The sequence below is a fragment of the Arthrobacter sp. alpha11c genome (genome assembly GCF_054149985.1).
The window spans coordinates 2,019,650-2,035,673 of record NZ_CP196747.1 but is presented as its reverse complement, the minus strand read 5'-3'; the positions used below and the strand labels follow the sequence as shown (position 1 = coordinate 2,035,673).

The 16,024-nt window shown below is 63.4% G+C and carries 9 protein-coding genes; all 9 read left to right on the top strand.

Features of this window, described 5'->3' with window-relative positions; translation table 11 throughout:
• The first annotated feature begins 24 nt into the window (after window positions 1–24).
• From ACTAQJ_RS09360 to ACTAQJ_RS09320, 9 genes are read left to right on the top strand one after another with little or no spacing between them, the layout of a single operon-like run.
• Window positions 25–996, top strand: a complete 972-nt coding sequence (locus ACTAQJ_RS09360) for an AAA family ATPase (RefSeq protein ID WP_416417455.1) — start codon at window positions 25–27, stop codon at window positions 994–996.
• Between the two features lie 52 nt (window positions 997–1,048).
• Entirely contained in the window at window positions 1,049–2,335 is a 1,287-nt protein-coding gene (locus ACTAQJ_RS09355) for a DUF58 domain-containing protein (RefSeq protein ID WP_498702169.1), read from the top strand.
• Complete coding sequence (locus ACTAQJ_RS09350) at window positions 2,332–4,836, top strand: transglutaminase TgpA family protein (protein WP_498701788.1); 2,505 nt, start codon at window positions 2,332–2,334, stop codon at window positions 4,834–4,836. Before ACTAQJ_RS09355 ends, ACTAQJ_RS09350 begins: the two co-directional genes overlap by 4 nt.
• Complete coding sequence (locus ACTAQJ_RS09345; protein ID WP_498701787.1) at window positions 4,829–6,313, top strand: RDD family protein; 1,485 nt, start codon at window positions 4,829–4,831, stop codon at window positions 6,311–6,313. The genes ACTAQJ_RS09350 and ACTAQJ_RS09345 overlap by 8 nt, the downstream gene beginning before the upstream one ends.
• Entirely contained in the window at window positions 6,310–7,212 is a 903-nt protein-coding gene (locus tag ACTAQJ_RS09340; RefSeq protein ID WP_431119253.1) for a PP2C family protein-serine/threonine phosphatase, read from the top strand. Before ACTAQJ_RS09345 ends, ACTAQJ_RS09340 begins: the two co-directional genes overlap by 4 nt.
• Window positions 7,199–9,034: an FHA domain-containing protein gene (locus tag ACTAQJ_RS09335; protein WP_498701786.1), complete on the top strand. Its 1,836-nt coding sequence runs from the start codon at window positions 7,199–7,201 to the stop codon at window positions 9,032–9,034. Before ACTAQJ_RS09340 ends, ACTAQJ_RS09335 begins: the two co-directional genes overlap by 14 nt.
• A complete protein-coding gene (locus tag ACTAQJ_RS09330) occupies window positions 9,031–10,791 on the top strand; it encodes a serine/threonine protein kinase (RefSeq protein ID WP_498701785.1) in 1,761 nt (586 codons plus the stop codon). Before ACTAQJ_RS09335 ends, ACTAQJ_RS09330 begins: the two co-directional genes overlap by 4 nt.
• Window positions 10,792–10,839: 48 nt before the next feature.
• Window positions 10,840–11,544 carry a hypothetical protein gene (locus ACTAQJ_RS09325; RefSeq protein WP_498701784.1) on the top strand — a complete coding sequence of 235 codons (705 nt, stop codon included), beginning with the start codon at window positions 10,840–10,842 and terminating at the stop codon, window positions 11,542–11,544.
• A complete protein-coding gene (locus ACTAQJ_RS09320; RefSeq protein ID WP_498701783.1) occupies window positions 11,541–16,001 on the top strand; it encodes a type VII secretion EssC family protein in 4,461 nt (1,486 codons plus the stop codon). Before ACTAQJ_RS09325 ends, ACTAQJ_RS09320 begins: the two co-directional genes overlap by 4 nt.
• Window positions 16,002–16,024: the final 23 nt, after the last annotated feature.

Genomic DNA, 16,024 nt, shown 5'->3' with positions numbered 1-16,024 from the left:
ATACCCAGAAAAGGACTCAACCCCATGACCATGACAAACGAGCAGGCCGCGTGGTTTGCAGAAACGTTCGAGAAGCTCGTTGCCAACGTGGGCCAGGCCGTTCTGGGCAAGGACCACGTGATCCGGCTGACCTTCACGGCGATGCTGGCTGAAGGCCACGTCCTGTTCGAAGATGCGCCGGGTACCGGCAAGACCTCGCTTGCCCGTGCCTTGGCTGCGACAGTGCAGGGTTCCCACAACCGCATCCAGTTCACTCCGGACCTCCTGCCTTCGGACGTCACGGGTGTGACCATCTATGACCAGAAGACCCAGAAATTCGAGTTTCATAAGGGCCCGGTCTTCAACAACATTGTCCTGGCCGATGAGATCAACCGCGCCTCGCCCAAGACCCAATCGGCATTGCTGGAGGTCATGGAAGAATCACGGGTCACCGTGGATGGCACCACGTATGAGGCAGGCCGTCCGTTCATGGTCCTGGCTACGCAGAACCCGATTGAACAGGCCGGTACCTACCGCCTGCCCGAAGCGCAGCTGGACCGCTTCCTGATCAAAACGTCCATAGGCTACCCGGACCACGCCTCCACCGTGCGGCTCCTGGGTGGGGCCAACCTGAAGGACCGTTCCAAGGATCTCACTCCCATCATCACCACCCAGGCCGTGGCTGACATGGCTGACCTCGCCGCCACCACCCACGTGGACACTGCAGTGCTGGAATACATTTCACGGCTTTGCGAAGAGACGCGCAACGCTTCCGAGACCCGCCTTGGCGTCTCCGTCCGTGGCGCTTTGGCCATGGTGCGCGCCGCGAAGGTTTGGGCCGCCGGACAGGGACGCAACTTTGTCCTTCCGGACGACATCAAGGAACTTGCACCCGTGGTCTGGACACACCGTTTGGTGATGGATCCCGAGGCCGAATTCTCGGGCGCAACGCCGGAGGTCGTGCTCACGCGTGTCCTGGCCGAGGTCGCGGCCCCGCAGCAACGCGCGAGCGCCTAGGGCTGTGCGAACGCTTAACAAAGTAGTCGGTGCTTGGCAGCGTAAACCCGGCATCCAGAAGCCTGGCATCCAGAAGCCCGGCAAACTCCATCCCTCGGCCGTATGGGCTGAAGCAGTGGGAACAGCAGGTGAGTTTGTCGCACCGGCGTGGGCTAAGGTGCGGGAGCTGTGGCTTCGCTTCGCCTGGCCTGTCCTTTCCGTGGTGAGTGTGCTCGGATGGGTGGTCCTTGCTGCGGCTATTGGGTTGTGGATCGCTGGGCAGGCCTGGGGTTGGCAAGAGGCGAAGTCTGCCGCGATGGTTGCTTTCCTGCTGTTTGTGTTGGCGGTGGGCTTCATCGTGGGCCGCTCGGCTTACGGCGTGGTCCTGGATCTGGCCCGCACCCGTGTGGCGGTGGGGGACGACGCAGTGGGCAGCATCGCCGTGTCCAACGTTTCGGCCAGGCCCCTGTTGCCCGCCGCGTTGGAGTTGCCGGTGGGCGCCGCGACCGCTGTCTTTCACTTGCCGCGCATGAAGCCGGCCCAGATACATGAGGACCTTTTCACCATTCCGACGGCACGGCGTGCTGTGATTGTTGTCGGTCCCGTACGATCCGTGCGTGCTGATCCGCTCCATCTACTGCGGCGGCGCGTGCTCTGGACTGAGCCGGTGGACCTTTTCGTCCACCCGCGCACCGTACCGTTGGGAGGCTCGGCTGCCGGCTTCATCCGTGACCTTGAAGGCATGCCCACCACGGAACTTTCCAGCGCCGATGTGTCCTTTCACGCATTGCGTGACTACGTTCCCGGGGACGATCGCCGTCACATTCACTGGAAGACCACAGCGCGCACCAACAAACTCATGGTTCGCCAGTTCGAGGAAACGCGCCGCGCGCACCTGGCTATCTCGCTCTCCATCAACACCGACGAGTACGATTCCGAACCCGAATTCGAAATGGCCATTTCCGTTGCGGCGTCCATCGGCCGTCAAGCCATCCGGGAGCAGCGTGAGCTGGACGTACTGACCCAAAAGGGACCGCTCCGCTGTGAAACGGGCCGCAACCTGCTGGACGACATGACCAGGATTGTGGGGGCACCCCTCCGGAAGACCGCCGTCGACCTCGCCCGGAACCTCTCGGACACTGTTCCCAATGCATCGGTGGTGTTCTTCGTCGTCGGCAGCCACATCACGGCAACGCAGCTTCGCACTGCGGCCGCGTCCGTTCCCCCGGGCGTTCGCAGCCTGGCCGTCCGTGTCCAACCCGGAGCGGCGCCGTCGAGGGCCAACATTGCAGACCTGACGGTCCTCACCGTTGGCGACCTCGATGACCTGGCCATCGTGCTGAGAAAGGCGGCAGCATGAGCACCGCACCAAATCTTCGCGCGCGCCGCAGGGACACCAACCGCAGGGACACCAACAGCGGAGCCAGGCGTGGCAACACAGGCTCGCTATTCGCCGACGGCCGGCCCTTGTGGCATTTCGTCGTCGACTGCGGCGCCCTGGTGGTCCTGCTGTTCCTGGGCGTGCTTGGCTTCAGCCTGAGCTTCGGTGGCGACCCGCGTTACATCATCGCCGGCCTGGGCGGCATTTTCCTCGGACTCGGTATCGCGATCCTGAACGCGCATCTCCGTTTGGGACTGCTGATCACCACCGCGCTGAGTTTCGGTGCATATATGCTGTTCGGTTCGGCACTGGCAGTACCGGACTCAGCCGTCCTCGGGTTCCTGCCGAGCCTGGACTCGCTGCGGACGTTGCTGCTGGGGATCGTCTTTGCGTGGAAGGACATGCTCACGGTCGGCGTGCCCGTAGGCACGGCCAACGGCATGCTCATTGTGCCGTTCCTCAGTTCAATGATTACCGCGCTGGCTGCGGGTTTGTTGACCTGGCGCCTGAAGAGTCCGTATTGGCCGCTGTTGCCGGTGCTGGTCCTTTTCGTCACCGGCATCGCCTTCAGTACCAGCGCGGGTTTCCTTAATGTGGAGCGCGGCGTTTCGCTGACCATTGTTTCGATCGTCTGGGCGACGTTCCGCCGTGACGCACTCCGTCAGAGCAGCACCAAGACCGTTTCGGCCAACAGGGCTGAGTCCGACGCCGGTGCGGCCCGCCGCGGGAAGCTTCGCCGCCTGGGGACTGCTGCTACCGTGGTGGTCGCCGCCGTCGGAATCACCGCAGTCGCTTCGCCTTTGGTGACTGCCAGCGACGACCGGAAGGTACTGCGCAACACGATCGTTCCGCCGTTCGACCCCCGCGACTACATCACGCCGCTTGCGAGCTTCCGTAATTTCGTGAAGGACGAGAAAGACCAGACGCTGTTCACTGTGAAGGGTCTACCCAAGGACGCACGCGTGCGACTGGCGGCGCTGGATGCCTTTAACGGCCTGAACTACACCATGGATCCCAACAGTTCCGGGAACTTCAGCAAGGTGGGTGATGCCCGTTCGCTGAACACGCTGGCCGATACGGGAAGCCCTGTAGCCGGAACCAATTACACGCTGCAAATCAGCATCGAGGACTACCAGGGATATTTTGTTCCCGGAGGCCGCCACACCACAGGTATGAGCTTCCTGCAGAGCTCCGGGGCGGCGTCGGGACTGTACTTCAACGCCGGCACCGATACTGCGGTGACCACCAAGGGCCTGGCAAAGGGCGACAACTACACAGTCCAGGTTTCTGATCCGGGAACTCTGGAACATGGCCAGCTGACGCAGTACGACTTCGCCAAGCTCACGTTGCCCGAAGCCCAGGAAGTACCGCCGATCGTCGCCTCGCAGGCCAACGAGCTATCGGCTGACGCTCCCACGGCCATCGACCGTGTTCGGCAGATCGAAGCCCATTTCCAGAAGAGCGGGGCGTTCAGCAACGGCCTCGTGGCTGACGGCCAGCTGCCTAGCTTGCCTGGTCACAGCGCGGCACGTGTTCGCAGCCTGCTCTCCGCCAAGCAAATGCTGGGCGATGACGAACAGTACGCTGTGGCGATGTCACTCATGCTGCGTCACCTCGGCATCCCTTCGCGCGTTGTCATGGGGTTCTATCCGGATCCCAAGAGCCCGGAAAACGGTGCAGGGGACGTCAAGATCATGGGCAAGGACGTGCACGCCTGGGTGGAAGTGGCCTTCGACCGCGTCGGCTGGGTATCCTTCGATCCCACTCCGCCCAAGGACAACGTGCCCATCCCGCCGGACCCGGAGAACAAATCCAAGCCGAAGCCGCAGGTGCTGCAGCCGCCGCCCCCGCCGCAGGAGCCCGCGGACCTCCCGCCGGACTCCACCCCGGATGCCCTGGATGCTGACGAGAAGAAAAACAACCCTTGGCTGTTCTGGGGGCCGCTGCTTGCCGCCATCGGGGTGGCAATGATTCCGTTGGGGATTCTCGCCGTCCCGCTGCTGCTGATACTTCTGCTGAAATCACGACGCCGGAAGGCACGTTTTCGTGATGGCCACCCCGCCCAGCGGGTCGGCGGTGGGTGGAACGAGGTGCTGAGCCTTGCCACCGACATGGGCGCCTCGATTGACGCCAAGTCCACGCGGCGGGAATCGGCTACTGTCATCGCGGATGCCTTCCCTGTTACGGGAACCACCACCACGATGTTGGCGCACAGGGCTGACGCCGCAGTTTTCGGGGCGGGTCAACCCAGCGAGGAAGAGGTCAAGGAGTACTGGGAGATCGTGGATTCCTCGCTTGAGGACATCACCGGAAGCGTTGGTTTCTGGAAGCGGCAGCAGGCTCGGTTCTCGCCGAGGTCGTTGCTTTCCGATGGCCGGGCCGCGCTGCGCCGACGGGAGCAGACACCCCCGGATTCCACGAAGGGTGGCATGTTCACCAACCGCACCCTGTTCAAGAAGAAGGGCAGCATTGATGAGTAGTGAAGCTGAGCTGTGCCCGGCCTGCAAACACCCGGTGCGTCCCGGCGCAGCCTTTTGTACTCATTGCGGATCGCCGCTGACCAATCGTGGAGCCCGGAAGGAACGCAACGTCAACCGTGCCCAGGCTGCCGCCCTTGACTTCGCAACCCGGCAAGGCCTGCCCGATCCCGGTAGTATCTCGGTAGTGCCGGCGTCAACAGCACCGATGCAGCCGGGACGTGAAGCAGCTGCAAACGTACATCCGGGGCCAGGGGGAGGGACCACAATGACTACACAGCTCGAGCTGGTACCGGCATCCGCAGGAAAACGCCTGGGTGCGGCAGTGCTGGACTGGTTGGGACCTGTTGCCGTCCTGGCAACCACGTTCGCACTTGGCATCGCGGGCATCACCCAAAGCCGGCGGAATGGCTTTATCGTCTACGACACCTCCCTGCTGGTCCTCTTGGGGAGCATCGGCCTCGGTGTCACAGTCCTGTACGTGTTTGTACTTCTGGGAATCGAAGCCCGGTCCGGAAACACCCTCGGTAATCAACTGATGGGTATCCGAAGTGCCGATGCCGACGGCTACGCTCCGGGCGGCGGTGTGGTTTTTGTCCGTGGCATTCTCACGGGCGGGCTCCTTCTGCTGGGGGCAATCCTGGGTGCTGTGCTGTTGGGCCTGGGCCTGCTTGGATTGGTCCTGTGGATCGCCCTCCCGCTCATGGTCCTTGGAGTGGTTTGGGCCGTCCTGGTGGTTCTTTCCAATGCCTGGGACAGGAACGGCAAGCTACGTGGCTGGCATGACAAAGCAGCGAAGTCCTTGGTCTTCGACGTCCACGCGGGCCGCAACCCGGTTGCCACCGGAGGAATCCAGGGGCCCTACAGCTTCGCGCCCGTGGAGCTGCCGCCCGTGCAGCCAGTGGTGTCACCCATGCCGTCAATGTCCGGGGCAACAGCAATGTCCAGGACAACAGCAAAGCCCGGGCCAGCAGCAACGGCAACCCCGGTTCCAGCCCCAATGCCCACAGCGCAGCCTTCCCACAACCCCAACCAGTGGCGTCCTCCTGCGGCCCCGCAGCCGGTCCCCCAGCCAGCTCCCGTTGCCCCTGCGCACCCGGACGACGACGTCGAGAGGACGCAGATGCGGCCCGGGACTGCCCGGGCGGAGGCCGTGCTCCGCATCCGTGTCGACGACGGCCAGGACGTGGAACTGGGTGGGACCGTGCTGGTTGGCCGCAATCCCGCACCCCAGCCTGGGGAAGCTGCCGAGCAGTTGCTGGCGGTTGCGGATCCCGGAAGGTCCATCTCCAAGACCCACTTGCACCTCCGGGTTGATGGCGATGGTGTGTGGGTTACAGACCGCAACTCAACCAATGGCAGCGCTGTCACTACGCCCGATGGCCTCCAGACCCGGCTTCATGCGGGGGAAGCAGTTTTCGTCAGACCCGGTTCCACCGTTCACTTCGGGGACCGTTCCTTCCACCTAGGACAAGCATGAACTCTCAGCCGGCCAGCCCCGCCGACGCGGATGCCAACGCCGCTGGATCCGCCTTTCAACTCAGCTACGGATACGGCACGGACCGCGGACTGCGTCGCGAGCTGAACGAGGACTCCTTCATAGCCTCGGATCCCGTGTTCGCGGTGGCCGATGGTATGGGGGGCCACGAGGCGGGCGAGATCGCCAGCGGCGTTTGTGTGCGGACCTTGGGCAGTGCCCCTGTCCTGGCGGCAGGGGTTCGTTCGGCTTCGGCAGCGGACTTGCAGGAGTGCCTGTTGAAGGCCGATGCCAGCATCCGCGAAGCCACAGGAGCACGCGCGGGCACCACGCTCTCCGGCGTCGTGGTGGTGGAACAAATGGGCGTGCCCTATTGGCTGGTCATGAACATCGGGGATTCCCGGACGTATCGCCTCAGCCAGGGTCATTTCGCCCAGATCAGCGTGGACCATTCAGAGGTCCAGGAGTTGGTGGACTCCGGTGACATCACCGCGGAGCAAGCTGCCGTCCACCCCCGCAGGCACGTAGTCACCCGCGCTTTGGGCACTGGCGACGAAACCGAGGCGGACTTCTGGTTGCTGCCCATTCAGGAGGGGGACCGGATCATGGTCTGCTCCGACGGGCTGAACGGCGAACTGGGGGATGACCATCTCTTCCGCATCCTCAGCACCGTGGCCCATCCTCAGGACGCAGTGGATGCTTTGATCCAGGCTGCCCTGCGCAGCGGCGGACGGGACAACGTCACGGTGATTGTTGTTGACGCCAAGAACGTCCTTAACGACGCCGGCATCGCCACCACCGCGCCACGCCCCGAGATCGAATCCGAGGTGGAGGAGGACACCCTCCCCAGGGCCTGGGTCACCGGAACGGATCACGAGGAGGGCGTCGATGGAAAGCAATAACAACCCACCCCACGCCCGATACCAGCGCGGTGACTGGTTCGGCGTCGTCCGTCAGGGCACTGTGGTGCTGCTCGGCCCCGACACCTCGCACGCCCTGATCGATTCCGTGTGGGAACTTCTCGCGTCCGCGCCCGAAGCCCATGAGGTCCTCCACGAAGTGACCGAGGCTTTCGGGGTTTCCCTTAGCCGCATTCCACCCTTTGGGATCATCGACTCCAAGGACGCCCTGCGCGTGTTCCTTCGCGGCGACCTTGAACTCGTTGTGAAAATGTCCGCAGGGGAAGAGGTGCTCTCTGGACGCGACGTGACTACCTGGACGGAGCGCCGGCTCACCGCGGCTGATTCGTACAGCCTGCGGATAGGCTCGGGATCCCGTTCCCCATCCGCCCCGTCAAACCTTGCTAAAACCTCGACGCCGGATGGCAGCTTGCCGCTGGGGGAGGGCGTGGTTCTGCTTGCCTCCCTCGACGTGGTGCTCCAAGCCGCCTCTGTGAAGGTTCCGGCGGCGGCTGTGGTTTCCGATGAAACGATGATTGGCTACGCCGATGCGGACCTGGGTTTGACCATCGCGCCTGGACATTCCGAAGGTCATGAACAGCCGGAACAGTCCGAAGGTCATGTGCAGCCGGAGAGTCCCGAACAGCCCGAAAGCGCTGAAGAATCCTCGGGCGTTCCCGTTCACACCAGCACCACGGATCCCATAGTTCCTTCGCTGGAGACCACCACCAACTACGACCACCTGTGGGACAAGACGGTGATGCGCAACATCGAAGACGCAGCTGTGCGCGTGGACGACGAATCTGACGATCACGATGCTCCGGCGGCCCACACGCCTGCGCCACAAACTCCGGCATCAGAAGCTCGGGCACCAGAAACACCCACGGCAGCTTCTGCACCAAGTTCCGCGCCTGAGTCGGCCGAAGCGGGCAGTGACAAGGCAGCGGACGGTGACAAGGCAGCGGGCGGTGGATCCGACGTCGGGCATGTGCCTGCACTGATCGAGTCCGTTCCGTGGCTGCGCAGCCCTGGCCAAGTGCCCGCCTCTGAGGGACAGCCCGAATCGATAGCTCAGCCACAATCCCCTCCCGCTTCAGCGAATGGCAAACGGCCTGCGCCTCAGGTTCCGGCGGGATGGGAGTCGGCCCCGGCGGGTTTGGCGTCGATGCCCGCGCTTCCACCCACCATGCCAACGAACACCATGGCAACGAACACCGTGCCAACGAACAGTCCGCGCCTGGATAGCGTCCCCACAGAGGACGATGCTGATCATGACGGGCAGACGATCATGAAGAGCAGCATCGCCAGCCAGGACGCACAAGGTGCTGAGCCTGGGGTTGCTCCAAAGGAAGCCGCGGCCGGCAACGGTCCCAGCGTTTTAGCACGGGTGTGCTCCCAAGGTCATGCGAACCCGCCGACGTACTCCCAATGTGCCACGTGCGGCTTCGCACTATCCGGTGATTCCCTCCAGGTCCCGCGGCCCCGTCTGGGCAGGATGCGGTTATCCACTGGTGAGCTGATCGATTTGGACCAGTCGCTCATCATCGGCAGGCAGCCGTCAGTGTCCCGCGTGCAAGGCGGCACAATGCCCAAGCTGGTGCAGGTGGAGAGCCCCGGAGGGGACATTTCCCGCTCACACGTGGAGGTTCGGTTGGAGGGTTGGCACGTCATGTTGTGCGACCTCAAAGCGACGAACGGAACCGTACTCATTCGAGAAGGCCAAGCACCCCGCCGACTCGCCCAAAACGAGATGGCTATCCTTTTGGACGGCGACATCGCTGAATTGGGCGACGACATTTCATTGCGTTTCGAGGAGATTCTTTGAGTTCCAAGAGGCCCCCCGCGCCGCCTCCACCCATTCCCGGTTTCAAGTACATCAGCCTGCTGGGCTCCGGTGGCTTCTCTGACGTGTACCTGTACGAGCAGGACAGGCCGCGCCGTAAGGTAGCCGTCAAGGTGCTGCTGTCCGACTTGAAGACCGAGGGCGCACGCCGCCGTTTCGAGTCCGAAGCGAACCTGATGGCGCAGCTGTCCTCGCACCCGTACATCGTCACGATTTTCGAGGCGGAAATCACGGAGAGCGGCCACTCCTACCTGGCCATGGAGTACTGCTCCCGGCCCAGCCTCGATGTCCGATACCGCCGCCAGCGCTTTAGCGTGGATGAGGTCCTGGCCGTCGGCATCCAGGTGGCATCCGCCGTCGAGACCGCACACAGGGCCGGCATCGTGCATCGGGATATTAAGCCCGCCAACATCCTGGTCACCGACTACAACCGTCCCGCCCTCACCGATTTCGGCATTTCCGGGACCATTGGGGCAGATACCGAGGACGACGCCGGAATGTCCATCCCCTGGTCACCGCCGGAGCAATTCCGCGGCGGGGCCGTCGATGGCGTTCCGGTGGACATTTGGGCGCTCGGTGCCACGCTGTACACGCTGCTTGCGGGTCGTTCACCGTTTGTTCTTCCTGGCCAGGACAACTCCCAGCGGGAACTGATCTCCCGCATTACCAACTCGCCGCTGCCCAGGCTCGGCCGTGCCGACGTTCCGGAGTCCCTGGAACTCGTCCTGTCCACGTCAATGGCGAAGTCCCCGGAATCCCGCTATTCGTCGGCCCACGCTTTTGCCTTGGCGTTGCAGCGGATCCAGACCGAGCTGAACTTGTCCGTGACGCCCTTCGAGGTGCTCGAAGAACCGGGTCACGGAGACGAGCAGCACCCTGACGACAACTTCGAGGAAACGCGCGTCCGCAGCATCGCTTCGATCGATCCGGACGCTTCGGGAACAGCTACCACTGGCTCGGCTCCCACGTTCCCGGCGCGGACCTTCCCGTCCACTGTTCCCGGCGCCACCCAGGCCCCTGCACAGCCTGCTGGCCCGCCGCAAACGATCCAGCCGGGCCAGATCCGTCCCACGCAGCCAACCCAGGCTAACGCCCAGCAAACGCAACCAAGTGCCCAGCAAACCCCGCCGCAGTTCCAAGTGCCAGTCAGGGACTACCGACAGCCCGGGCAACCGGACGTGGCGGAGTCTACGGTTCTGCGCGGCTGGCAGCCTTCGCGTCCACAGGACGACGTCGGCGCAACGGTTCGGCGCTCCAAGGCGCTTGCCGGCGCATCGCCGGCGTCCGAAGACGCTGCGCCCGGCGTGGATCATGGCAAGCGCAATGTCTGGCTGGCGGCGACTGGTGCCACGGTTTTGGTGGTCGCCGTTGCGATTGGCGTGGTCCTGGGTGCCCAGGCGCAGCCGAAAGTGGTACCCACGGAGACGGCGAGCAAGTCAGCCGTCGACGCCTTGGGCGACGGCGGGGTTCCGGACGTGGAAGACTTGTTCGGCACGCGTCGGCCGGGCAAACCCGACTTCGCAGATTTCGAGTGGAAGAACCCGGAGCCCAAGAAGGGCGACACGTATAAATGGCGCTATAAGACGGCCGTCCTTGAGGGTGAATACAGCAACTCCGAAGTGGAACCCCATGCACTGGCCTATGGCACGGAATCGCCTCTCTGCATCCAGGTATTGATAGTCCGTGCTGACGGCAGCGCCTCGTCCGGCGGCTCGGGATCCATCGCCTGCGTGGAGTAGTAGCCCGCACATGAGACTTACTTATCGCCGACTGAGGAGGCACAGATCATGGGGGATCTAGCAATAGATTTCTGTGGGGAATGGTACGAACCATCCGACGAAGACGTCTTTGACATCGGTCGGGAAGGCGACCTGGAGGTCGACGACAACCCGTACCTGCATCGGCGCTTTTTGCAGATTGCACGCTATGACGGCATGTGGTGGCTGAGCAACGTAGGCAGCATGCTCTCTGCAACCGTGGCGGACGGATCGGGCGGCATGCAGGCGTGGCTGGCCCCTGGTGCCCGGATTCCGCTCGTTTTCAGCCACACCAATGTCATCTTCACCGCTGGGCCCACTACGTACGAGTTCGCCGTGCATTTGAAGACGCCCTCCTTCCGGCATGAAGCCCGGGACGAGGACCAAGCGGGGGACACCACCATCGGGCCGGTGATCTTTACCGACTCGCAGAAAGCACTGATCGTGGCGCTCGCTGAGCCCATGCTGCGCCGGGATGGCACCGGCTTCAGCGCTATTCCGTCCTCGGCGGAGGCGGCCAAGCGGCTTGGTTGGGCCCTGACCCGCTTTAATCGCAAGCTGGATAACGTCTGCGACAAATTGGACCGCGTGGGCGTGGTGGGCTTGCGTGGTGGCGCCGGCAAACTCGCCACAAACCGCCGTGCGCGCCTGGTGGAGCACGCCGTGACCTCACACCTGGTGACAGCCGCGGACCTATACCTTCTGGAAACCATGACTGGAGCAGACGAAGCATGAAGTTCCGCTTGACCTTGCGGCGAGACCCCGCGGAAGCAAAGGACCTCGCCGTTACGGTGGATGGTCGCGCCACCGTGGCGGACATCGCCACCGAACTTTGGACTGCCGACCCCGCGCGCAAGGGCACCGAACCGCCGTCGAATCTTTCCATCAGCGTGGACGAAGCGTTCGTGGGCGGCGGGCTTTCCGGCCATGTCCTCAGGCCCTCGGATAACCTGCTCGAGTCCGGCCTGCGGCCGGGTTCCAAGGTTTCGCTCGCGCAGGTGAGCGAGCAGTTCGCGTCCAACGGCAACGGCGGTACCAACGGCCAAAACCGGGGACCAGCCGCGGCGACCCTGCGGGTTATGTCAGGGCCCGACGTCGGACGCGAATTTTCACTGCCTTTCGGCACCAGCTACATCGGCCGGGACAGGGACGCCGATATCCGTCTCTCGGACCCGCTGACGTCCAAACGCCACGCGCGCATCACAGTTGGCGAGACCGTGGAGATCGTGGACACGAACTCGGCCAACGGACTCCTCATGGAAGGGTTGCCGGTCACCCGGGCAACCCTTGAATCCTCGGATACGGTGACCCTGGGCGATACAACCGTGGGAGTAGTGTCACTGTCGCGGAACCATGGAGGCGGCCCATCATCGCCGCTGGTCGACTTCAACCGCTCGCCGCGTGTGCTGCCGAGGTTTGAGTCTCCCAAGCGCGTGCCGCCAGCCGGCCCCAAACGCCCTGAACACCAACCATTCCCGTACATCATGTTGATCGCCCCGCTGCTGATGGGTGGCGTTCTTTTCGCATTCACCCAGAACCTGCTTTCGGTGCTTTTCATGGCCATGATGCCGCTGTTCATTGTTGGCCACTATGTGGACCACAAGATGCAGAGCAAACGCCAGGCGAAGGAAGGCCATAAGCAGTTCCAGGCTTCGATGCTTGCGTTCCGCGAGGACATTGACCGGCAACAGAACATTGAACGGGCCGTGCGGCTTCAGGAAGCGCCCTCCGTCAGCGATACCGTGGATGCCATCTACAAACTCGGACCACTTCTGTGGACCAACCGTCCTGAGCATCAGCATTTCCTTGGTGTCCGGTTCGGACTCGGATCTTCGCCGTCGCGGATTCAGTTCGAAGAACCCGGCGCCAACGAAACCGAACCCCGGTACATGAGGGAAATCCAGGAATGCCTGCAGCAGGTCCGCGTCATTGATGGCGTGCCGATCGTGTCCCAGCTGCGCACTTCGGGTTCGTTCGGCGTGGCAGGGGACCGCAGCGTGGTGGACGACGTCGCCCGGGGCATGGTGCTTCAGTTGGTGGGACTCCACTCGCCCGCGGAGGTGGTGTTGACTGCACTTACCTCGGCCCGCTCGCGTGAGCGCTGGGACTGGTTGCAGTGGCTCCCGCACGTTGGTTCCGGCCACAGCCCGCTCTCCGGCGACCATCTGGCCGCCGGCCCTGCTGCTGGTGCCTCGCTGCTCTCGCGCCTTGAAGACCTCGTGGAGCAGCGCGAGGCCCAGGCCACAGAACCCGGTCCGCAGCCACGTCCAGCGCTCAAGGACGAGCACGAAGAGATTCCCGGCCCCGTTGTACCTGCTGTCCTGGTAGTTGTTGAGGACGATGCGCCTGTGGACCGGGGACGGCTGACGCGGCTGGTGGAACGCGGCCCGGACTTCGGGGTGCACGTCATGTGGGTGGCAGCGAATGTTCAGTCCCTGCCTGCTGCTTGCCGGGACTTCCTCTCCGTCGACGGCGATCACGGCACCACTACCGGCCAGGTCCGCCTTGGCCGCCACACCTACCCGGTGAGCTGCGAAAGCCTCGACGCCGATCTCGCCACGCAGCTGGCGCGCATGATGTCGCCGCTGGTAGACGTCGGAAATCCGCTCGAGGACGATTCGGACCTCCCGCGTGCTGTTTCCTACGCCACCTTGATCGGCAAGGAACTGATGGACAACCCGCAGGCCGTGGCCGAGCGCTGGCAGGAGAACAATTCAGTCCATGCCACGGCCGTGCCCAACCGCAAGGACAACGGAAGCCTGCGTGCCTTGGTGGGCTCCAAGGGCGTTGAACCGTTCTACCTGGACCTCAAGAACGAAGGACCACACGCGCTGGTGGGCGGAACTACTGGCGCGGGCAAATCAGAGTTCCTTCAGTCATGGGTGATGGGAATGGCAGCGGCCTACAGCCCGGACCGCGTCAGCTTCCTGTTCGTGGACTACAAGGGTGGTGCTGCCTTTGCGGACTGCCTGCACCTGCCCCACACCGTGGGGCTCGTCACCGACTTGTCTCCGCACCTGGTACGCAGGGCCCTGACCTCGTTGCGGGCCGAACTTCACTATCGTGAACGCCTCCTGAACCGCAAAAAGGCCAAGGACCTGCTGGCGCTACAGCGGGAAGCAGACCCCGAAGCGCCGCCGTACCTCATCATCATCGTGGACGAATTCGCGGCGCTGGCCACCGAGGTTCCTGAGTTCGTTGATGGCGTGGTGGACGTTGCTGCCCGTGGACGTTCCCTGGGGCTGCACCTGATCCTGGCCACCCAGCGCCCTGCAGGCGTCATCAAGGACAACCTGCGGGCAAACACGAACCTCCGCGTTGCCTTGCGCATGGCAGATGAAGTGGATGCCGTGGACATTCTTGGGGTCCCCACGGCGGCCTACTTCGATCCTTCCATTCCAGGCCGCGGTGCTGCGAAGACCGGGCCAGGCCGCATCCAGGGCTTCCAGACCGGATATGCCGGTGGCTGGACCACCGAGAAGCCACAGCGCCCACGGATCGACATCGTGGAGATGGCCTTCGGATCCGGTCCCTCCTGGGAACCACCTCCTGCCACAGCTGTGGAGGAAGAACCCGCAGGCCCCAACGACATCGCCAGAATGACCGGCAACATCATCCGGGCGGCGGACTTCCTTGCGATTGAACCACCACGCAAGCCGTGGCTGAACGAACTCGCCATGACATACGACTTCTCCAAATTGCCAAACCCACGCACGGACGAGCGACTCCTGCTGGGCGTGGCCGATGACCCCGCGCACCAGGACCAGCCCACCGTGTTCTATGAACCGGACAAGGACGGCAACATGGCCGTCTACGGTACGGGTGGTTCGGGCAAGTCAGCAGCGTTGCGCGGAATTGCCATCGCCGCCGCCGTCACGCCTCGTGGTGGTCCCGTCCACGTGTACGGTATCGATTGCGGTTCTTCAGGTTTGAAGATGCTGGATGGACTTCCGCACGTGGGTGAGGTCATCAACGGCGACGACGTCGAGCGGGTTGGACGCCTTCTGCGTTGGCTCAAAGAGGTGGCCGATGACCGCGCTACGCGGTTCGCCGAGGTCCGGGCTTCCACCATTGTTGAATACCGGCAACTCGCAAACCGTCCGGACGAAAAGCGCATCTTCATCCTGGTGGACGGTATGTCCGCCTTCCGTGAAGGCTATGAGTACAGCAACCTGTCCGCACTCTGGGACATCTTCCTGCAGTTGGCAACCGATGGACGTCCCCTGGGTATCCACCTGGTTGTGAGCGGTGACCGAACCAACTCTGTTCCGGCGTCGCTCCTTGCCTCGATCCAAAAGCGTTTGGTCCTGCGTCTTAGCTCCGAAGACGACTACATGACGCTCGATGTGCCCAAGGACGTCCTCAACGCAGCCTCACCTCCAGGCCGCGGTTTGCTCGATGGCCTGGAAGTCCAGCTGGCCGTGCTGGGTGGTAACTCGAACCTGGCGCTGCAGGCCCGCGAAGTGTCCAAACTCAGCCAGGCCATGGTGCGCCAGGGCTTGGAGCAGGCACCACAGATCCAGCGGCTTCCGGAACTCGTGGATTTGGATATCCTGCCCACTGGTGCCCCGGACACTCCTGTTATTGGCGTGGACGACGAGACCTTGGGTTCGGCCACCATCGCTGCCAAGGGTTCGCTCCTGCTCGCAGGGCCGCCGGGTGCCGGACGTACAGTTGCCTTGGTCACGTTGGCGTACGCCCTGCGGCGGTCCAACCCGCGGACAGACCTCATCTACATCGGCTCCCGCCGTTCTGCGGTTGCCTCATTGAACATCTGGAGCAGGTCCCTGGTGGGGCCGGACGAGGTCTCGGACGTGGTGGATGATCTCATCGACAAAGCGACGGACAACCCCGGCAGCATGGCCATCTTCATCGAGGGCCTGACCGAGTTCACGGACACGTTGGCGGAATCGGGCGTGGGACGGTTGGTCACGGCTGCCATCAAGGCCGATCAGTGGGTGGTAGGTGAGTCTGAAACGTCTACATGGTCCCAGGCATGGTCCTTGGCACAGCCCTTCAAGTCGGGCAGGCGCGGACTGTTGCTCAACCCTGGAGATGTGGAAGGGGATACCCTCCTGAACACCTCGCTGGGCCGGATCAGCAAGGACTTCATCCCTGGCCGCGGTTACATCGTGGGACGTGGAAAGGTACGCAAGCTGCAGATTGCCATGCCGCCGGAGAACCGCAGCTAGGAGTCGGCGGGCATGTGCTCTCA